Here is a 20,214-nt window from a genome sequence, read left to right as displayed (position 1 = left end):
ATGACCCATAATCGCCGTGTGTTATGGCTGTTCCTTCTGCCGGGAACGCTGCTGTACTTGTTTTTATTCGTAGGGCCGACATTAACCGGATTGTTTTACTCGTTTACAGATTGGGACGGCGTATCGCCGTCCTATCAGCTTGTCGGGTTGAACAATTATGCCAAAACGCTGCATAACATCGTCTTCCAGAAAGCGCTCTGGAACAATACGAAATTCATGCTGACGGTTGTGATCGCGCAAACGCTGGTGTCCTTGGCACTAGCCATGCTGCTCGTGAAAAACAGTAAAATTCACGTGCTCCTGCGCGCGCTTTACTTTTTCCCGACCATCCTCTCGTCTGTGGCGGTGGGGTTGATTTGGTCGTTTATGTACGATCCTTCCTTGGGATTAATTAATACCTTGCTCAACCAAACTGGGCTTGGGGCATGGGGCCAAAATTGGATTGGCGGCGTCAAAATCGCGCTCTACGCCATAGCTGGTGTTCAAGTCTGGGCGCATGCCGGGCAAATGATGATTGTATTTATTGCCGGCCTGCATGCGATTCCGGAAGAGTTATATGAGGCGGCGAAAATAGATGGGGGCACCAGGTGGAAAGTGTTCCGCAAAGTAACCTGGCCGTTGCTGGCTCCGTCAGCGACGATTGTTGTTGCTTATACGACGATTCAGTCGTTTAAAGCTTTTGATCTAATCTTTACCATGACGGACGGCGGACCTAATTATGCGACCGAGATTTTGACAACCTACATTTATCACACGGCTTTTGCTAACTATTCGTTTGGCATGGCTTCTGCCGGTTCTGTTTTGTTCCTTATTTTGTTGTCTGTTTTGACGGTCCTGCAGTTCAAAGCGCTGCGTGCAGACCGTGTTTCGTATTAATCCAAAAGAGGTTGACCAATATGGGAATGAAATGGTTTGGTCGCGCTGTGCTGCTGCTGTATGCAGTCATTATTGCAGCGCCTTTATATTTTGTATTTATTTCGTCGTTTAAGTCGACGCAGCATTTTTTTGCTTCGCCGCTGGGCTGGCCGAAGCCGTTCACTGTGTCTAACTTTACGTCCATGTTCAAAGGCCAGACGATTATCAAGTATTTTTGGAACAGTGTAGAAGTGACGTTAGGCACGGTATTGATTGAGCTGCTGCTGGGCAGCTTGATCGCCTATGCGATTTTTCGATTGGGTGGCAGACTCGCAACGATATTGTTTGCTTTGTTCCTTGCAGGACTCATCGTCCCGTCTCAGGTGAACATGCTGCCCATCTATTCGCTCACGCACAAACTTGGCTGGTCGGACAGCTTATACGGCTTAATACTTGTATCTGTTGCCATGCTGATGCCTTTGACAGTCTTCATGCTGAAAGGTTTCATGCAGGTATTGAGCAAAGAGATTCTGGAAGCCGGCAGCATCGATGGGGCCGGCGAGTGGACATTGTACTCGCGCATTGCCCTGCCTTTGTCGGCGCCTTCACTGGCCGCTACGGCAACCTTTTTGTTCGTCATGGTATGGAATGATCTGCTCATTCCAATGCTGCTCATCAACAGCAAGTCGAAGCTCACGCTTCCGCTTGCTATGCTGCAGTTTCGAGGGGAATACGTGACGGATTACCCGATGTTGTTAACGGGCGTCGTGATCACAGCGGCGCCGATGGTTGTGCTGTTTTTATTTCTGCAGCGTTATTTTGTAGCTGGCGTGATGGCGGGGTCGTTGAAGGGATAAGTGGATGGCAACCGTTAGTTTTCAGTTTTTCGCTAAGCGCAGGCTGTGCAGTTGAAAGAGACGAGGGTTGGCATTGGATGAAATCCAACGAGAAGGCGATATTTCGCCTGAGAAGGGTGTTTATATTGGATTTTGTCCAATGAGAACTCGTGAGAACTCGACGTCATAGATATTCCATATCGTTTTGGAGCCAGTCAAAGCAGGATGCTTGACTGTTTTTTGCTATTCTGTGCTTTCTTGTGTTACAGTTAGAGGTGAGGTGATCGACGATGTTTAAATTGGGTATTTTGGACCAATCACAAATAGGGGAAGGCCGCACCGCGGCAAATGCGCTGGCCGAAACGACGGAGTTGGCGCAAGAAGCGGATAAATTAGGGTATTCGCGGTATTGGGTTTCGGAGCACCATGCGTCACAAGCGCTTGCGCACTCAAGTCCAGAAGTGCTTATTGCACATTTGGCTGCCAAAACGAATCGTATCCGGTTAGGATCCGGCGGCATCATGCTGCCTCATTACAGTGCTTATAAGGTGGCGGAGAACTTCCGGCTGCTGGAGGCCCTTCATCCGGGACGGATTGATGTTGGTCTTGGCCGCGCACCAGGCGGAATGCCGATATCCACGCGCGCTCTGCAAGAGGGGAAATATACTAGCGTAGATCAATACCCGCAGCAGGTTGCTGATCTAACGGGCTATCTATATGACTCGCTGCCGCCAAGCCACCGTTTTGCGGCTCTGCATGCCTCGCCAATCATTGAGACGGCACCGGAAATTTGGCTGTTAGGCTCTTCCTATGACAGTGCCCGAATAGCGGCTGATCAAGGAGCTGCTTTTGGTTTTGCGCAATTTTTTGGCAATGCGGATTGCGAGCAGGCTTTGCGGATTTATCGCGAGAACTTTAAACCGTCGATTCTGAATGAGCGAGCACACTCGCTTGCAGCGATTATGGTGATTTGCGCGGATACGGAAGAAGAGGCCAAACGTCTGGCTTCGAGCTCAGATTTATTTTTCCTCTCCCTGGGCCGCGGCGCACTGCTGCCATCGTTTCCTTCGGCTGAGACAGCAACAAATTATCCTTATACACCGGGGGATCTGGCCTTGATCCAAGACCGCCAACATAAGCGGATCGTGGGTACACCGGAGCAAGTTAAAGCCCAAATGATCAAACTTAATGAAGCATATCAAGCTGATGAATTAATGGTGGTTTCACCCATTCATGATGTGGCAGCGAGAATCCATTCCTACCGGCTTTTAGCTGAAGTATTTGACATGCAGGGCTGATCTTGTTAAGTACCTCTTGGTGTAATCCGCTAATAAAAATTTGCGTTTTTCTGCTCTTGCCCTTACACTTAAACAAAAAATGGAGTGGTGAGATGAGCAAGAACAGAGTTTGGAATAAAGGTAAGCGCAATGGGGGCGGCGGACCGGCACCTGGAACGGGTTATAAAGAGAAGCTGGCTGAGGCTGCAAGGGCTGAAGGTAAAAATCCGGAGATTGATTACAATAACCCGATTAATCAAGTGCGGCCAATGAAACGCGACAATTGGGTCGAACGGCCTGTTCGCGTCGTACGGGAGCAACCTAAAACATAAATAAAAAACCTATTCGATCTTCTGAAGATCGGAATAGGTTTTTTTAGTTTGTTTTAAGACATAAGACTTCTAACAAAATGGAAGGCATCGTTCATCGTTTCGTCGGTAAGCTGCTCTAATGAAATGTCAACACCCGGCTTTGCACGATGAAGCTTTTCCAGAAATGATTTGGTTTGGAAAATACCTTCGCCAGAACGGACAGACTTCAGATTGCCGTCTTGTACGATAACATCCTTCAGATGTGCCAGAACAATGCGATCTCCGAAAGCTGCAAATGCCTGATCCAAGAATGCCTCTTGTGACTGAATGGCAGTTGGAGGAAGCAAATTAACGGGATCAAAGACGACCCCTAAATTGCTCGACGGGACTTCTTCCAGAATACGCACCATTTTCTCCGTACTGGATAATGTGTGCGTGAAAACTGGCTCAAGACCAATGTGAACACCCCAACGCTCCGCTTCCTCCGCCAGTTCCTCAACGGTTTGCTTAAGAAGTTCCCAACCGATAGCTTCATAACGCTCGGGATCCTGCGCGAGATAAGTCGTCAAATCCGCCGTTTCCGTTGCTACGATGGACGTTCCGAGATCTCTGGCATAACGCAGATGTTCTTTGAATCTGTTGATTTCATGGCGACGCTGCTGCGGATCTGGATGAATCGGATTGATATAGCAACCGAGTACGCCGATCCGGATACCAGCGCGCTGGAACTGTTCGCCAATATGATTGGCGAGTCCAGGGCTGAGCTTGCCCAAACTTGTGTCGATATCGCTGATGGCTTTGCTTAGAGCCAACTGCACGAAGTCAACGCCTCGTCCGCGCAGTTTCTCTGTTAATTGATTCAGTGGAAGATGACCGACAGTGTGAGCTAGCGTCCCGATGCCCATCTATCTCGCCATCCATCCGCCGTCCACGCATAATACGTGTCCGTTCATATAATCCGAAGCGTTAGAGGACAAGAAAACGACAGGTCCTTTGAGATCTTCAGGTGAGCCCCAACGGCCAGCCGGGATACGCTCTGTAATCGATTGTGTACGCTTCTCATCTTTCAGGATTGGCGCGGTATTGTTTGTTGTCATATAACCAGGTGCGATGGCATTGACTTGAATGCCTTTGCCTGCCCATTCGTTCGCTAATGCTTTCGTAACACCGGCAATCGCATGTTTACTAGCTGTGTAGCCAGGTACGTTAATGCCGCCTTGGTAAGTCAGCATAGAAGCAATGTTGACGATTTTGCCGCTGCCGCGCTCGATCATGTGACGGCCGATCAGCTGGCACAGGAAGAAAGCGGAGTTCAAGTTCAGGTCGATGACATCGTGCCAATCTTCACGGGAGTGGTCAACAGCCGGTGTGCGACGAATGATTCCCGCGTTGTTTACAAGAATATCGATGCCGCCATAAATGCCGACAGCTCGGTTGACGACATCTTCAAGGATGTCTTCGTTACTTAAATCAGCTGCGATCAGCTCCGCTTTACCGCCCAATGCGCGAATCGCTTCAACGGTTTGTACGCTTTCGGAAGAAGAGACAGCAATGACGTTAGCGCCTGCTTCAGCAAGCCCGATGGCCATTGCTTGACCTAGACCGCCGGAAGCTCCGGTTACGAAAGCTGTTTTTCCTGCTAAGTTAAAAAGTGTCATGAAACATACTCCTTTTCACTAGTGAGTGACGATTTGGATGCCGGCATCACGGTATTGCTTGGCCGTTTCTGCAGGCAGATTACTGTCGGTGATAATCAGGGCAACCTCAGACAAAGAGGCAAAAGTGCGCAGGGCGCATTGGCCGAATTTGTAGTGATCGGCGACGCCATAGACAGCTGCGCTGGATGCAATCAATGCACGTTTGTAGTCGGCATGATCGCTCGTATAAATCGTAAAGCCGTGCTGCAGATGAACGCCGGTCGCAGAAATGAACGATTTCTGAATGTTCAGCGAGCTCACATAGGCAACAGCCTCAGGCCCGGCAAGCATATTCCGCGTTCGGTATCCGCCAGGAACAACAAGCCGGATTTCTTCCTTATGAAGGAGCTCGGAAATAATGTATAAATCATTGGTCACGACAGTAAGCGGCTGATTGTCCAGCCGCCTAGCAATCTCAAGAGTTGTGCTGCCGCCGTCGAGGGCAATGATGTCTCGAGGTTGAATGTAGCGAAGGGCAATCGTCGCGATTTCCGATTTTTGATCGGCATGTTTGACGATCGGCTCCTTCGCCGAAAGAATGCCAAGCTGATCGCTTTGAGCGAGCATAGCGCCGCCATGAATGCGGACGAGCAGCCCTTTTTCCTCCAGCTTGGCCAAGTCTTCACGAATTGTTTTGCCTGTTACGTCCAGTCGTTCACTAAGTTCGTTAACCGTGACTTCTTTCTGCGCCAGGAGTATTTCCATTATGGTTTCGTATCTGCGTAAAGGGTTCATCGATGATCATCGCTTTCCAAAAGAGAGATTACCGATTATTTTAAATCTTTCATAGCCACGGCGTCCATATCGTCGAACATTTGATTTTCGCCGGCCATGCCCCAGATGAATGTATAGTTATTAGTGCCAACGCCGCTGTGAATCGACCAGCTTGGGGAAATGATCGCTTGCTCATTGCGCATAACAACGTGACGTGTTTGTTGCGGCTCGCCCATCATGTGGAAAACAACCGCATCTTCCGGCATGTCGAAGTAGAAGTAAACTTCAGAACGGCGGTTATGTGTGTGTGAAGGCATTGTGTTCCACATGTTACCCGGTTTAAGAAGAGTCATACCCATAACTAGTTGACAGCTTTGAATGCCATCCAAGTGGATATATTTGTAGATTGTACGTTCATTGGATGTATTAATGCTGCCCAGATGTGCTGGAGTCGCTTCGCTAATTGCCGCTTTTACCGTTGGGTATGTTTTGTGAGCAGGCGTTGAGTTGAAGTAATATTTAGCCGGATCAGCCGCATTTTCGCTGGCAAAAGTAATGTCTTTCGAACCTAGTCCGATGTAGATGCAATCTTTGGAATCCATGTTGTAAACCGTACCGTCAACCGTAATCGTCCCGCGTCCGCCTACGTTAATGATACCGATTTCGCGACGCTCCAAGAAATAATCAGCCGCCATTTCTTTTTTATCGGCTTGCAGCTGCAGGGAACCTGTAATCGGAAGAACGCCGCCAATGATAAAACGGTCAACGTGGGAGTAAACTAGTTTAATCTCGTTTGGAACAAATAAAGCGTTGATTTGAAACTCGGATTGCAAGCGCTCTGTGTCAAATTGTTTAACTTCGTTCGGGTGTGATGCGTAACGGATATCCATGTGATAATCGCTCCTTGGAATGGTTTATTTATGTTGATATAGGTTCATATAGGTTTAATTTACTCCAATCAGCCGGATTAAGCAAGTGTTTTCGAACGAGGTTACAATTCGTACCATCGAAGTGCATAAAGGAGCAAGATTAAGGAAAAAACAACCCTACAGGAGGTTATGTCTATGGATAAAAGTCATTATTTCGACCATGTCTGCAACGATACGATCCCGACGAAGCCAGAGGAAGAAAGTACGACGCCAACCGATTTGGTCAGTGACGCGGTCGAGGAAATTATGGACAATATCAAAAGCGCCTTCTCGACGAACGAGCGGGATTAAGAAAAAGAACGAAGCGGGTTGCTGCTTCGTTCTTTTTTTGGTTTCGCTGTGGGGGCAGACGCAGAGGGGAACTACAGGGCGCTATTTCTGCGAAATGCGCCTTGTTTATAAGGAAGGGGAACAGTGGGGCTCTATTTCATAGTATTTGGCGAAAAATCCGCCAAATACCTTGAAATAGAGCCCTGTAGTTCCCTAGCAACAACATTATCGCCGCTTTTCTGCGAAATAGCGGCCCGTAGTTCCCCTAAGGCTGACTCAGCCACCTTAGCTCTGTTCGCAATACCCTTCACCCTCCGCTAGACATCCGCCACTGCATAGGCGTCATCCCAATGATGCGCTTAAACACAGTGGCGAAATGCTGGGAAGAGGCGTAGCCAAGCGAATTTGCGATCTCGGTAATGGTAGCGCTGCTCTCAGCGAGCAAGCTGCAAGCTTTTTTGATTCGCATCCGTTCGATATAACTCATGGGAGGCAGTCCCGTATACGACTGAAAAGTCCGAAAAAAGTGGGAGGGACTGACGCGGACAATGCCCGCCAATTCATCCACATCCGGCCGCCATTCTGGCTCATCCTCGATGCGGCGGAGCAGCAGGTCGAATTGGCCGGCCAGATCGTCCGCAAGCGAAAACATACGCTCATTCGCCTGCACGATGGCAAGCAGCAGCCCCATAACTGCCTGGCGTACGGCGGTGGAACGCATAGGGCTGTTGCTGTTTATTGCGTCGCCTAGCTGCCTGAAGCCTTGAATGGCTTGCAGGCCGATATGGCGAACTCGCGGGAGCATCTGCAAAGCGCTAGCGATGTTTTCGCTTTCTCCCAAAGGGAGTCGGAGCCAATCTTCCGTATGGGGAGGCGTGACGATGAACCACCAAAACCGGCTCGGTTCTATGACATTGAAACCACCGCGATGCAGCTCGCCCGGGCAAGTGTGAAAGACATCGCCAGCTTTGGTTTCATAGACTTGTCCGTCCAGCTCCCAGCTCGCTTTCCCGCGTTCTATCAGTACAAATTCATAGCCGTCATGTTGATGGTAGGAGAGGGGGAGCGCCGATTTGATTTCATCGAAGCCGAAAAGGACCAACTCCGGAACATCAGGAATCGATGCTTGTAACTCGGCATCATAGGTCCAGCGGGGACTTTGTTTGGCAACCACAGGCAAGCCTCCTTTTTTGAACATGTTCTTATTTATCTTCTATGTTTCTCATACTACTCAGCAGGTCTGTGAACGTCAATAACCGGCAGAACCCGTATGATGAAAGCAAGACGAAGAAGGAGGCATGTTACTATGACTACGCAAGCAGAAAGAACTTATAAAATTACAACTCAGGATAAGGAAGTATTCGATCGGGATGGCTATTGGATTTCACCGAATCTGCTGGATGATGGACAGATTGAACGACTTCGGGAGGCGCACGAACGCATTTGGGGTGGTGATTATGATGGGGACGGGCTTCCGATGAACCATTATCGGCCAACTTCCAACCCTGACGCCCTGCGCAAGCTGGACAACGGTTGGTGGATTAATGATGAGGTTCGCCGTACCGTCACCGATCCGTTGATCGGGGAGCTGGCGGCAGACTTGCTGCAAACAGATGAAGTTCGACTGTGGCATGATCAGGTCATCTATAAACCGGGTGTCGGTGACAAAGTGACGGCGGTAGGCAATGTGGGTTGGCATCAAGATTATGGCTACTGGCAGTGTTCCAGCAATCCGGGCATGGTGACTGTCTGGATTGCGCTTCAGGACACGGACCTGACCAATGGCGGGATGAAGACGATCGTCGGTTCGCATAAATGGGGGCTGATTCCGGATAGCGATACGTTCTTTAATCCCAACATGGAAGAGCTCCGGGACAAATATGCCGCAGGCCGCGATTGGGTGGAAGAGCCCTGCATTTTGAAGGCAGGGCAGGCTAGCTTTCATCACGGACTAACGTTCCACGGGTCCGGTGCCAATACAACGGTGGAGCCTCGTTTGTCAATCGTAGCGCACTTGATGCCGGGTGGCACAAGCTATCGAGCAGGCGTTCAGCGGCATGACAATATCCGGCTGTTGGGGCCGCGCCCGCAGCAGGGGCAGCTTTTTGCGAACGACTATTTTCCGGTTTTGTTCCAAAGATAAATCAGCCTCGTAACGCTACATCTTTGAAAACTTGATCCATCACGTCGCACAAAAGAGTCATCATCTCGTCGATTTCCGCTTTCGATACAATCAAAGCGGGCATCAACCGGATGGTACTCGGACCCGACGAGTTAATCAGCAAGCCGGCTTGCAGGCAAGCGGCTGCCAGTTCGGCACCACGCGGTTCAGGAAGATCAAAAGCTAGCAATAATCCTTTTCCGCGGATATCGGTCACACCGTATTGCTCCTTAAGACCATGCAGCTTTTGCAGCAAATAAGCTCCTTGCTCTGCGGCTTGCTGAGGAAGCTTGCGCTGAAGCACTTCGCCTACGACAGCAAGGCCAACGGCCATGGCAAGCGGTTGCCCGGTATAGGTGCCGCCTTGGTCGCCTGCTTCAAAAAGATTATACGCTTCTTTCGTAAGCATCGCCGATAACGGAAATCCGCCGCCAATCCCTTTGGCGAGTGTGAGCACATCAGGCATTACGCCGTAATGTTCGTAGGCGAACATGGTTCCAGTCCGGCCAATTCCGGTTTGCACTTCATCGAACATGAGCAAAACCTCCTGTTCGTCGCATAAGGCGCGGAGTGCTTGGATGTAGGCGGAATCAGCTTCATAAACACCGCCTTCGCCTTGGATGAGCTCGACTAATATAGCGCAGGTATGCGGAGTGATCGCTTGTTTCATGGCTTCAATATCGTTATAAGGTACTTTCACAAAGCCGGGCAGTTGCGGAGCAAACATATGCTCCCAGCCGGCCTTTCCTGTTGCGGCCGTAGCAGCCAACGAACGCCCGTGGAAGCTGCGCTTCGCGGTAATAATTTCGTAAGCGCCATTTTTACGGACAGCCCCGTATTTACGGGCAAGTTTAATCGCACTTTCATTGGCTTCCGCACCTGTGCTGCCAAAAAATACGCGCTCTAACCCCGATAAGTCCGTCAATAGACGGGCAAACTCAACCATCGGCTTGTTATAAAAGCCCGGACTGGCGTTAACAAGCTTGCTTGATTGCTCCAGCAAAGCATCTGTGATGACTTTAGGCGAATGTCCTAAATTGGTAACCGCCCACCCCCCGATAAAATCCAAATATTTTTTCCCGTTCGTATCCCAGAGATACATCCCTTCGCCGCGTTCCATAACGACCTGAGGTCGGTTTGCAACGAATAGAATCGAGGCATTCGCCTCAGCCAATAATTCATCTGTGCATGATTTTTTCTTGTCCACATAGACACATCCTTTATAATAAAAATAAGAAATAATGAATAATTATACATAGTATCGTATTTTTATTCAATCATAAAATTAGCAGGATTGTCCATTTTTATTTGGGCTAGGTATGCTCTGCTCTAGGGTGTATGCAATTGACTGCCAGACGATTTTCTTTTTATTAATAGGGGGTTACAATGACGATAGGAATGACAACGTTTTGTGGAAGGGAAAGATGACGTTTATGCCTGATAACGAATCGTTATTTCCGGCTCTCTTAATGGAATCGAACGGTCACCCGCATGTGATGGCGTACTATTTTAAACAATGGCAAGGCTTTGAAATGCCCTTTCATCGTCATGATGCCACTGAAATTATGTATACAATTCAAGGATATTGCGAAATTGAGGTTCAAACTGAGCCGGCGCATACCGAGAAGGTCGCGCTCAAAAAAGGCGAATTTATGATTATAAATGCCAACGTCCCCCATCGGTTGCTCGTTGATGCAGCTAATCCATGCAGAATGCTGAATGTAGAATTTCGTTTTACGCCAAATAAAGGGGTATACCCCTCTATTCAGCAATTGGCTGCCGAAGATGACCTGTTGATCGCCTTACTGGCGTCAGAAGCTCCTTATTTGGTGCTGCGGGATGGGGATGAAGTCTACCATATTATGAAAAGCTTGGTGCTTGAGCTGGATAAAGCAGCGAATAAAAGCGACTTGATGGTTCAACTCCTGATCACACAACTGCTGATTCGTATTGCACGGCTTTGGCGTGAAACAGTCAATAGCGGAGAGGCGCAGAGTGAAAGATATGTGAAGATTTCGATGGAGTATTTGCATCAGAACTATGACCGGGATATCCAAGTGAAGGATATTGCCGGGGCTGTTAATTTGCATCCAGGGTATTTGCAGCGGATTTTCAAAGCTTTGACTGGACAGACATTAATGGCTTATTTAACCGGCATTCGGATGGAAAAGGCCAAGATGCTGCTCCTCGAAACCGATGTGCCGATTTCCGATATTTGTGAGTACATCGGAGTTGGAAGCCGGCAGTATTTTCATATGCTTTTCAAAGATTATACGGGTCTTACGCCTACCGATTTTCGTAAATCCATGTATGCGGAGAAACGAAACTATCCGAAAGAAGTTAGGATTTTTGACAAAAGTGAGACGAGGAAGTTAGAAATTTGATAACGGTTTCTCTTTCGTGCTTGATACAATGTGAAAGGTAGAGAACACGATAGAGAGGGCGATAAGCATGTCATTTAAAGTGGCTTTTATTGGAGCAGGAAGTATTGGTTTTACACGCGGATTACTAAGGGATTTATTATCAGTTCCTGAGTTTAAAGATATTCAGGTCGCTTTTACAGACATTAACCAACATAATTTGGATATGGTAACTGAGCTGTGCCAAAGGGATATTGTAGAGAATGGTCTGAACATTAAAATTCAAGCAAGCACGGATCGCAGGGAAGCTTTGAAAGACGCAAAATACGTGTTATGTACGATTCGCGTCGGGGGTCTGGAAGCTTTTGCTACGGATGTCGATATCCCGCTCAAATATGGTGTTGACCAGTGCGTCGGGGACACGTTATGCGCCGGAGGCATTATGTACGGTCAACGCGGAATTTCGGAAATGCTGCGTATTTGCGGAGACATTCGCGACGTAGCTTCGCCGGATGTGCTGCTGTTAAATTATGCGAATCCGATGGCGATGCTGACATGGGCTTGCAATACGTACGGCGGCGTACGGACAATCGGGTTATGTCACGGCGTGCAGCACGGCCATCGTCAAATTGCTGACGTGTACGGTTTGAAGAAAGAAGAAGTCGATATTATCTGTGCAGGAATTAATCATCAAACTTGGTACGTACAGGCCCGCCACCAAGGCAAGGATCTGACGCAAGGCCTGCTTGAAGCGTTCGAGAACCATCCGGAATATGCCCGCACGGAGAAAGTGCGCATCGACATGCTCCGTCGCTTCGGCTACTACAGCACAGAATCCAACGGGCATCTTAGCGAGTATGTGCCATGGTACCGGAAACGCGCTAGTGAAATCCAAGATTGGATTGATCTAGGGAGCTGGATTAACGGTGAAACGGGCGGTTATTTGCGCGTATGTACGGAAGGGCGGAACTGGTTTGAGACGGATTTCCCGAACTGGATGAAGGATAAGGCAATGGTTTACACGGCAGAAAAGCGTAGTGAAGAGCACGGTTCCTATATCATCGAGGGCCTTGAAACCGGCCGTGTGTATCGCGGACATTTCAACCTGGTGAATAACGGCGTCATCTCGAATCTGCCAAATGATGCGATCATTGAAGCACCGGGTTATGTGGATGGCAACGGGATTTCGATGCCGCACGTAGGAAATCTGCCATTAGGACCTGCTGCCGTATGTAATGTCAGCATTTCTGTACAGCGTCTGGCTGTAGAAGCAGCTGTGCATGGTGACGATAAACTGCTTCGTCAAGCGTTCATGATGGATCCTCTTGTTGGAGCTGTCTGCAATCCGAAAGAAATTTGGCAAATGGTGGATGAGATGTTGGTTGCCCAAGAGAAATGGCTGCCGCAGTACGGAACTGCCATTGAAGAAGCCAAAAACCGCCTTGCCGCTGGCAATCTCATTCCTACCCGTGATTATGAAGGCGCAGCGCGCTTGAAGGTGAAAACAGTGGAAGAAATGAAGCAGGACCGGCAAGCCGCTAACAAAAATGCGGGTGAAGCAGACAAAGGGAAAGACCGTGCGGCTGTTTCATCCTAATAAGAAATGTAATGTTCGTTTATTTTCAAGTATGTTCATTTTGGTTCTTTTGGGTTATAATTAGTTTTGTAAGTGAAGGGCCGCTTGCGGCCCTTTTTTATTTTTCTAGGATCGTTTAAATGGGAGAGGGGAAAGGTAGATGTCGAATATTGGCGTGTGGGAACCGGCTGAACCGGGCGTGAAACGCTGCATTTTGAAAGCTGAAGTCGGGTTAATGATGATGGAGGTTCACTTTGAGCCAGGAGCTGTAGGATATCAGCACAGCCACGTGCATGAACAAATGTCCTATTGCCTGAAAGGCAAAATTGAGTTTACGATAGATGGTGTTGTGACGGTCATCGAACAAGGACAAACGGTTTACATACCTAGCGGAGCGCAGCATGGCGTAACAGCTTTGGAAGCATCTGCTTTGCTGGATGTATTTACACCGATTCGTGAAGATCTTGTGAAACGTTAACCAGTTGCTCTTGCAACTGGTTTTCTTTCTTTTAATGTGAATGCGTTTACATCGATGCACGGGAGGAGGCAATTATGGGTAGAAAAAGCCGCCGGGCTTGGACGTGGTTCTACAGAAGTTTGTTTTTGCGCGATCGGCCATTGACCATCAAACTACTCGTATATTCCGCTATGTTGGTCGTTATTCCGCTGGTTATCGTTGGGCTCATTTCGTATCAGAAGTCGTCAGAAGTGCTGCGCGAGGAAGCTAGTTTAAGCAACGAACAAATTATTGAGCAGGTGAAGCTGCATATCGAATATTACATTCGGGATTTCGAAATCGACTCCATCCGGATGCAAAATCATCCCTCCATGCAGCAGTTTCTTCGTATGACGAGTGAGCAGGAAGTGCGGGATTCCGGCATTCGCGAGCCGATGATGCAGCTTCTGAAAGATACGGCATACTCCCGCTCGGACATTTCCCGGATTATGCTGATTATGGAAAATCAAACGGTGCTCGACACGAGTATGGATAAAAATGTGACACCTGCGCTGCAGCTTATCGAAGAGCCATGGTTTGCCAGCGTGCCGTCCAACAGCGACATCATGCTCATTATCCGTCCGCCTTCGGAACGGTATGAGCTTGAAGATGTGCCAGTCCTCTCCATCGTGAAGCGATTGGTCAGTCCCAATACCTTAGAACCTGTGGCCACGCTCATCATGGAAGTGAATTTTAAACGCATTCAAGAAATTGCTGAACGTGTAACGATTGGCAGAACAGGGTATTTATCGATTCTAGACCCAAACGGAAGGTATATTTATTCCCCGGAGTACACGGATATTGGCCACTTGGCGGCGTGGGATCAGCTGGACTATATTTTGCAGCAGGAGAGCGGCTCTTATCAGTCATTAACCGGCGATAAGCCCTTTTATACGTTTAGCCGATCGTCCTATTTGAATTGGCGGTTGGTAACGACAATCCCTGAACATGAATTGACGCACGGAACACAATATATTCGGCAAACCATTTGGTGGACGGTAGCTGCGACACTCGTTATCGCTTATCTAATCGGGATTGGCTTTGCGACAAGCATCGTTCGGCCGGTGCGGGCTCTGCAATATTTTATGAAACGGGTAAAAGAAGGAGATTTTCATGCTCGGGTGGACATCGAATCGAAGGATGAGATTGGGCAACTGACGAATGATTTTAATAAAATGGTGGAAAAACTGCAAATCTTACTCGATGAGATTTATTACTCCCAGCTGCGGGAAAAGGATCTTCAGCTTCGCCAGAAGGAAACCGAGCTTAAGGTGCTCCAATCCCAAGTGAATCCTCATTTTCTTATGAATGCTTTGGAAACGGTGCGGGGGATGGCGCTGGAAAAAGATATGACCGACATTTCAGTGCTAGTTGCCTCCTTGGCGAGGCTGTTGCGCTACAATTTGAACCATGCGGGTGCTACGAGCTCTGTGCAGCAGGAAATTCATATTTGTGAGATGTATTTGCGGATACAACAGTACCGTTTTGAAGAGAAGCTCAGTTACGAGTTTCAAATCCCGCATTGGGCGGAAAATCAGTTGATTGCGAAGTTTGCGCTGCAGCCCTTAGTGGAAAATTGCGTGATCCACGGCATCGAGACGAGCGACCGTCAGGTTCATATTACTATTTCCGCTAAAAAGCTGGATGAGCAGCAATTCGTCATCGAGATCCAAGATACCGGGACGGGGATTCCGGCAGAAAGGCTGCGTGCTTTACAGCTCGATTTGCTGCAAAAGGATATGGTTGCAGCCGTTTCACAGATAGGTATCGTGAATGTGCATCGGCGCATCGCCTATTTATTCGGAGAAGCTTACGGGTTAGAGCTGGAAAGCCTTGCAGGCGCAGGAACGACCGTTAGCTTGAAATTGCCGCTGGGACTTGGGCTGCGGGAAGGAGCGTAGGGACATGTATAAAATCATTCTCGTCGACGATGAAAAATGGGTTCGGGTTGTGCTGCGCAAGGCTGTGGAGCAAACGAAACTCCCCGTTACGATTGTGCAGGAATGCGCCAACGGCCTTGAAGCCTTGGATGCGGTGCAGAAGCATGCGGCGGATCTAGTGATTTCGGATGTGAAAATGCCGATTATGGACGGCATCGGGTTGGCTGAGCAGATGGTGGCGATGACAGCCAATCTGGTGCTTGTGAGCGGTTATGACGATTTTCAATTCGCGCAGAAAGCGATTCGCTACGGGGTCAAAGATTATTTGCTGAAGCCGGTGGAAACGGAAGCGATGGCGGATTGTTTGGAGCGATGGATACAAAGTAGAGCGCTGTTAAAAGAGGCGGCGGGAGGCATGAATGGTTCGCTCGAAACGGCCGAAATGTCAGTTATCGAGCAAGTACAGCAGTTTGTAGCTGCTAATTTAGCGAAGGATATTACGTTAACCGATGCGGCAGCTTTGGTTCATCTGAATCCCAGCTACTTAAGTCAGTTGTTTAAGCAGCAAACGGGCGGCAAGTTTGTTGACTATGTCATCCTCATGAGAATGGAAGAGGCGAAGAGGCTGCTTATCAAAACCGCCCTGCGCGTATCTGAAATCGCCGAGAGGCTGGGGTATGGCGATATTGCCTATTTTAGCAATACGTTTAAAAAGCTGACGGGGAGCTCTCCACTGGAATATCGGAAAAATGGAGGGAAGCTGCAAGAGCCAAAAGGAACCTGAGCTGATCTCAGGTTCCTTTTGGTTTGTTATTACTTTCTCGCCTTTTCAATAGCTTCCAACGTTTCTTTGTACTCTGCGCGGTACTTCTCAATAACCGGCTTTACTGCGTCCTGCCATGGCTTGAGATCAGAGACATCGGTAATCGTGACCCCAGCCGCTTTGACTTTGGCCTCGGAGTCTTTCTCGAATTTATCCCATTCGGCTTTTTGCGTTTTGACGGATTCGATGGCTGCTTTTTTGATCAGCGCCTTGTCATCATTGCTCAGTTTATCCCAAGCTACTTTGGAGATCAAAAGCACTTCCGGCACACGTTGATGCTGGTCTAGAATGAGATTTTTCGCCTGCTGAAAATGATTGGATGAGAAGTAGCTCGGATAGTTGTTCTCTGCGGCATCGATAACGCCTGTTTGCAGAGCGTTGAACACATCTCCGTACGGCATTGGTGTTGCATTCGCACCGAGCGCATTCATGAGATCAATGTTCACTTTGTTTTGAATAACGCGAATTTTAAGTCCTTTGAGATCAGCAATGCTTTTGATAGGCTTCTTGGAGTAGAAATGACGCGCTCCGGAGCTGTAGTAAGCAAGACCTTTCATACGCGAAGTTTCCAAACTGTCCAGCAGCTTTGTGCCTTGTTCGCTCTCAAGAAACTTCCATTGGTGATTGTCATTGTCGAAAATATAAGGCAAGCTGAACACTTCATATTGCTTGTTGAAGCCGCCAAGTGCTCCGGTGCTGACACGGGTGAACTCAATCGCACCCAATTGCACCTGTTCGATAACAGCTTTCTCTTCACCGAGCTGGGAGGCAGGGAAGACGTCGATTTTGATGCGGCCATCGGAGGCTTGATTGACGAGTTCGGCGAATTTTTTATCGCCAAGAGTTGTCGGATAGTCGGCGGGATGTGTTTCAGCCAGACGAAAAGTCAGTTTCGGACCTTCCGCTTTTTTGGCTGCTGCAGGGCTGGCTGCTCCCGGAGCTGTTGTCGAGCTGCCCGTTGTCGGAGTGCTTCCCCCGCCGCAAGCGACTAGCAGCAGACTTGCACCGAGCATCGTGCTAAGTGCGGTTATATATGATTTTTTCATTTTCATATTGGTGATCCCCTTTTTCATAAAATTAGTTGGTCATTTCATAAGATTTGGCAGCCACATCACAAGACCAGGGATATAAGTCAGGATCATGAGCACGACGCACATGACATAGAAGAAGGGCATCATGGCTTTGGTGCCTTCGGAAATGGAGATATTGCCGATGGCGGAGCCGACGAATAAAACGGTTCCAACAGGAGGCGTCAGCAATCCGATGCCTAAGTTTAACATCATAATGATGCCGAAGTGAACAGGGTCCATCCCAAGCGCGGTGACGACAGGCAGCAGAATCGGCGTCATGATCAGGATGAGCGGAGCCATATCCATAGGTGCGCCAAGCAAGAGCAGCAACACGTTGATGATCAGCAGAATGATGATGGGGCTGTCGGTGATGCCAAGCATCCAATCCGTCAGCATGCCGGGAACTTTGAGGAAGGCGAGCACATAACTGAAGGTAGCGGAGGCGGCAATGAGGAAAAGCACCATCGCGACGGTTCGGAACGTGCGTTTCAGGATGACCCACATGCGGCTGATCGGAATATCCCGATATACGAGAAAAGTTAGGATAAAAGCGTACAAACACGCTAGCGCGCCGCTTTCTGTAGCCGTGAACCAACCGGTGAAGATTCCGCCAAGAATGATGACCGCTGTTAAAAGAGAGAGCAGGCCGTCGCGCACAATTTTGGGAATGTCCCGCAGGGGAACGGCCTCGCTTTTGGTATAGCCGCGCTTAATGGCGATGAAATAGCTTGTGATCATAAGCGATACGCAGAGGATCAAGCCAGGAACGATGCCCGCGAGAAAAAGCGAAGCAATCGAGATCCCTCCTCCGGCTGCCAGAGAATACAGCACGAGATTATGGCTTGGCGGAACGACGACGCCTTGAATGGCGGCGGAGACGGTGACACCTACGGCATAGTCGGTGTCGTAGCCTTTTTTCTTCATCATGGGAATCATGACGGAGCCGATCGAGGAAACATCCGCAATGGCGGAGCCGGAAATGTTCCCGAAGAACATGCAGGCAACGCAGTTGACCATGGCTAAGCCCCCGCGAATACCGCCTACGAGAACTTGGGCCAGATTGATGAGGCGTAAGGCCATCTGGCCTTCGCTCATGATTTGGCCGGCCAGGATGAAGAACGGGATGGTCAGAAGCGAATACGAATTCATCCCTTGAATCATCGTCTGGCCAACGGTAGCCAGCGGCACTTTCAAGTAAAGCAAAGTGAGCAGCGATGAACCGGCTAAAGCTAGCGAGATCGGAAAGCGCAGGATGATCAGGAGGACGAAGACGACGCAAAGAATGAGTATGGCAATGGTCGGATCCATTAATGGTTGCCTCCTTCTTGAAGATTGACATGCCGCTTCGTTTCGATCCCAAACAGTTGCAGCAGCGCATAAGCACAGGTCATAACGCCAGTGATCGGCATAATGACATAGAGAGTACTGTTGGGCAATCCGGTGGCCGGCAGTTCGGATTCATTCATCATGACAGTGAAATCCCAGCCATAGAACACCAGATAGATTCCGAAAGCGAGGATGACTAACTCGATCACTTTATCCAGTACTTTGTTGATGGATGCTGGAAGCTTATGCGTGAAGGAATCAATGCCGAGATGAAGCTTTTCTCGAAATCCAATCGCAATGCCCATGAAAGAGAACCAAATGAGCAGCAGCATGGTCACTTCTTCGGACCAGAAAAATACGAAATCGAACAGCTTGCGCGTCATCACCTGGACAGTAACGATAATAATCATGCTGAGCAAACCGATCAGTGCGGCTGATTCGATGAAAGTATCGATGCCTAATGCTATTTTGCGAAGTAACCGCATCGTAAGCGACCTCCCTTCTTTTATTTTGTAAGTGCTTTCATTTGGGTTGGTTTAAGTATAGCGTCCCAGCGCTTGGGCTGGTACGCCATTGCTTTTAGGTTTTTTTGTAGTTTTTTTAGGAGATTGGGGGAGGACAAGAAGGGAGGAGTTGTCGAGTGGAGTGAGAGGAGGAGTGTGTAGAATGATGAGAGGAATGTGTAGAGTAGCAAGAGGAGGGTTGAGGTGTGGAGTGAGTAGAGTAGCAGTGGTGTAGAGTGAAGAGAGGAACGTGTAGAGTAGCAAGAGGAGGGATGAGGAGCAGAGTGAGTAGAGTAGCAGTGGTGAAGAGTGAAGAGAGGAATGTTTAGAGTAGCGAGAAGCGGGTTGGGGAGTAGAGTGAGTAAAGTAGTTGTGACGCAGAATGAGGAGGGGAAAGAGAAGAGTAGTGAAGAGAGAAGTGAGAAGTGAGAAGTGAGGTGGAGAGGTGGCCATGCAGTGGAGTAAAGACAGTGCTCCTTAGTGCCGTACTGCACTATATTGCAGTTTGTACAACCAAATGGGAGTCTATCTGGCTTTTTACTCATCTATGTTGTAGTTTATACAACCATTTCGCATGAAATGGGCACTTTTTTGTCATTTCGGGTTCAAATGATTGTATTTTGTGCAATGAAGATGAGATTGCAGCGGAAAAAGCGTCTGTATATTGTAAAAAATACAACGGGGCGTTGGCTTTAATGTGTTCATCGGGGGGAGGTGATGAGCGATGCTAAATAAAGCGGACGTACGGCTTTTTACTCACTCGCCTACATCTAATTAGCTACTCTCTTTTACTTCTACGCTTCTGCACTCCTACTTACCTTTACTTCTACTCACCTTTACTTGTACTCAACTGCACTCTAACACTCCTAGACTTCTACACTCCTAGACTTCTACACTCCTAGACTTCTACACTTCTACACTTCTGCAACCCTATGCTCCTGCACGCCTGCACCCTACTCTCCAATACACTAACTACTTCCTCTCCCCCTCATTGGACAAATTCCAATGAACACAGCCTAAAAATGCGCAAATTTAGTTTTTCATTGGATATTTTCCACTACGTTTGCGAGAAACCTAACATCACTCAAAAAAATGAATAACATTACTTATATTTCAAAATATTTACATAT

At 48.5% G+C, this 20,214-nt stretch carries 20 protein-coding genes; 11 read left to right on the top strand and 9 right to left on the bottom strand.

Annotated elements, in window-relative coordinates; all coding sequences use genetic code 11:
* From AC3WTJ_RS24510 to AC3WTJ_RS24495, 4 genes are all read left to right on the top strand, one after another.
* Window positions 1–876 carry a carbohydrate ABC transporter permease gene (locus tag AC3WTJ_RS24510; RefSeq protein WP_492524050.1) on the top strand — a complete coding sequence of 292 codons (876 nt, stop codon included), beginning with the start codon at window positions 1–3 and terminating at the stop codon, window positions 874–876.
* Window positions 877–896: 20 nt separating this feature from the next.
* Window positions 897–1,712, top strand: coding sequence for a carbohydrate ABC transporter permease (locus AC3WTJ_RS24505; protein ID WP_492524049.1), 816 nt, complete (start codon window positions 897–899; stop codon window positions 1,710–1,712).
* A gap of 269 nt (window positions 1,713–1,981) precedes the next feature.
* Window positions 1,982–2,989 carry an LLM class flavin-dependent oxidoreductase gene (locus tag AC3WTJ_RS24500; RefSeq protein WP_492524048.1) on the top strand — a complete coding sequence of 336 codons (1,008 nt, stop codon included), beginning with the start codon at window positions 1,982–1,984 and terminating at the stop codon, window positions 2,987–2,989.
* Between the two features lie 92 nt (window positions 2,990–3,081).
* Window positions 3,082–3,300 carry a hypothetical protein gene (locus AC3WTJ_RS24495; RefSeq protein WP_315952367.1) on the top strand — a complete coding sequence of 73 codons (219 nt, stop codon included), beginning with the start codon at window positions 3,082–3,084 and terminating at the stop codon, window positions 3,298–3,300.
* Window positions 3,301–3,353: 53 nt separating this feature from the next.
* Here AC3WTJ_RS24495 and AC3WTJ_RS24490 read toward each other — a convergent pair whose 3' ends face one another.
* The 4 genes from AC3WTJ_RS24490 to kduI are packed head-to-tail and all read right to left on the bottom strand — an operon-like array spanning window position 3,354 to window position 6,580.
* On the bottom strand, window positions 3,354–4,184 hold the full coding sequence (locus AC3WTJ_RS24490) for a sugar phosphate isomerase/epimerase family protein (RefSeq protein WP_492524047.1): 831 nt from the start codon (window positions 4,182–4,184) through the stop codon (window positions 3,354–3,356).
* Window positions 4,185–4,937, bottom strand: coding sequence for a 2-dehydro-3-deoxy-D-gluconate 5-dehydrogenase KduD (kduD, locus tag AC3WTJ_RS24485; RefSeq protein WP_127450001.1), 753 nt, complete (start codon window positions 4,935–4,937; stop codon window positions 4,185–4,187).
* An 18-nt stretch (window positions 4,938–4,955) separates the two neighbouring features.
* Window positions 4,956–5,711, bottom strand: coding sequence for a DeoR/GlpR family DNA-binding transcription regulator (locus AC3WTJ_RS24480; protein WP_127449999.1), 756 nt, complete (start codon window positions 5,709–5,711; stop codon window positions 4,956–4,958).
* Window positions 5,712–5,746: 35 nt separating this feature from the next.
* On the bottom strand, window positions 5,747–6,580 hold the full coding sequence (gene kduI, locus AC3WTJ_RS24475) for a 5-dehydro-4-deoxy-D-glucuronate isomerase (RefSeq protein ID WP_127449997.1): 834 nt from the start codon (window positions 6,578–6,580) through the stop codon (window positions 5,747–5,749).
* A gap of 174 nt (window positions 6,581–6,754) precedes the next feature.
* Here kduI and AC3WTJ_RS24470 point away from each other — a divergent pair, with 174 nt between their 5' ends.
* The gene (locus AC3WTJ_RS24470; RefSeq protein ID WP_315952360.1) at window positions 6,755–6,910 is read left to right on the top strand and encodes a hypothetical protein; all 156 of its coding nucleotides are present in this window, start codon (window positions 6,755–6,757) and stop codon (window positions 6,908–6,910) included.
* A gap of 286 nt (window positions 6,911–7,196) precedes the next feature.
* On the opposite strand, the gene AC3WTJ_RS24465 is transcribed toward AC3WTJ_RS24470, so the two are convergent.
* A complete protein-coding gene (locus AC3WTJ_RS24465) occupies window positions 7,197–8,063 on the bottom strand; it encodes an AraC family transcriptional regulator (protein ID WP_492524046.1) in 867 nt (288 codons plus the stop codon).
* Window positions 8,064–8,195: 132 nt separating this feature from the next.
* On the opposite strand from AC3WTJ_RS24465, the gene AC3WTJ_RS24460 reads away from it, so the two are divergent.
* Entirely contained in the window at window positions 8,196–9,032 is an 837-nt protein-coding gene (locus tag AC3WTJ_RS24460; RefSeq protein ID WP_492524045.1) for a phytanoyl-CoA dioxygenase family protein, read from the top strand.
* A 1-nt stretch (window position 9,033) separates the two neighbouring features.
* Here AC3WTJ_RS24460 and AC3WTJ_RS24455 read toward each other — a convergent pair whose 3' ends face one another.
* Entirely contained in the window at window positions 9,034–10,257 is a 1,224-nt protein-coding gene (locus AC3WTJ_RS24455) for an aspartate aminotransferase family protein (protein WP_492524044.1), read from the bottom strand.
* A 217-nt stretch (window positions 10,258–10,474) separates the two neighbouring features.
* Here AC3WTJ_RS24455 and AC3WTJ_RS24450 point away from each other — a divergent pair, with 217 nt between their 5' ends.
* The 5 genes from AC3WTJ_RS24450 (at window position 10,475) to AC3WTJ_RS24430 (ending at window position 16,146) form a co-directional block, all read left to right on the top strand.
* Complete coding sequence (locus AC3WTJ_RS24450; protein ID WP_492524043.1) at window positions 10,475–11,434, top strand: AraC family transcriptional regulator; 960 nt, start codon at window positions 10,475–10,477, stop codon at window positions 11,432–11,434.
* Window positions 11,435–11,501: 67 nt separating this feature from the next.
* Window positions 11,502–13,007 carry an alpha-glucosidase/alpha-galactosidase gene (locus AC3WTJ_RS24445; RefSeq protein ID WP_492524042.1) on the top strand — a complete coding sequence of 502 codons (1,506 nt, stop codon included), beginning with the start codon at window positions 11,502–11,504 and terminating at the stop codon, window positions 13,005–13,007.
* Between the two features lie 139 nt (window positions 13,008–13,146).
* Window positions 13,147–13,464 (top strand): cupin domain-containing protein, encoded by a 318-nt coding sequence (locus AC3WTJ_RS24440; protein ID WP_145657127.1) that lies wholly within the window; start codon window positions 13,147–13,149, stop codon window positions 13,462–13,464.
* 74 nt (window positions 13,465–13,538) lie between these two features.
* Entirely contained in the window at window positions 13,539–15,383 is a 1,845-nt protein-coding gene (locus tag AC3WTJ_RS24435) for a cache domain-containing sensor histidine kinase (protein WP_492524041.1), read from the top strand.
* A gap of 4 nt (window positions 15,384–15,387) precedes the next feature.
* Complete coding sequence (locus tag AC3WTJ_RS24430; protein WP_492524040.1) at window positions 15,388–16,146, top strand: response regulator transcription factor; 759 nt, start codon at window positions 15,388–15,390, stop codon at window positions 16,144–16,146.
* Window positions 16,147–16,175: 29 nt separating this feature from the next.
* On the opposite strand, the gene AC3WTJ_RS24425 is transcribed toward AC3WTJ_RS24430, so the two are convergent.
* From AC3WTJ_RS24425 to AC3WTJ_RS24415, 3 genes are read right to left on the bottom strand one after another with little or no spacing between them, the layout of a single operon-like run.
* Window positions 16,176–17,237: a TRAP transporter substrate-binding protein gene (locus AC3WTJ_RS24425; protein WP_492524039.1), complete on the bottom strand. Its 1,062-nt coding sequence runs from the start codon at window positions 17,235–17,237 to the stop codon at window positions 16,176–16,178.
* Window positions 17,238–17,270: 33 nt separating this feature from the next.
* Window positions 17,271–18,563 (bottom strand): TRAP transporter large permease, encoded by a 1,293-nt coding sequence (locus tag AC3WTJ_RS24420; RefSeq protein ID WP_492524038.1) that lies wholly within the window; start codon window positions 18,561–18,563, stop codon window positions 17,271–17,273.
* The gene (locus tag AC3WTJ_RS24415) at window positions 18,563–19,066 is read right to left on the bottom strand and encodes a TRAP transporter small permease (RefSeq protein ID WP_492524037.1); all 504 of its coding nucleotides are present in this window, start codon (window positions 19,064–19,066) and stop codon (window positions 18,563–18,565) included. Before AC3WTJ_RS24415 ends, AC3WTJ_RS24420 begins: the two co-directional genes overlap by 1 nt.
* Window positions 19,067–20,214: the final 1,148 nt, after the last annotated feature.

It is taken from the genome of Paenibacillus sp. FW101-FHT12H11 (genome assembly GCF_058790355.1).
The sequence above is the reverse complement of the archived record's forward strand: the minus strand, read 5'-3'. Positions and strand labels throughout refer to the sequence as shown.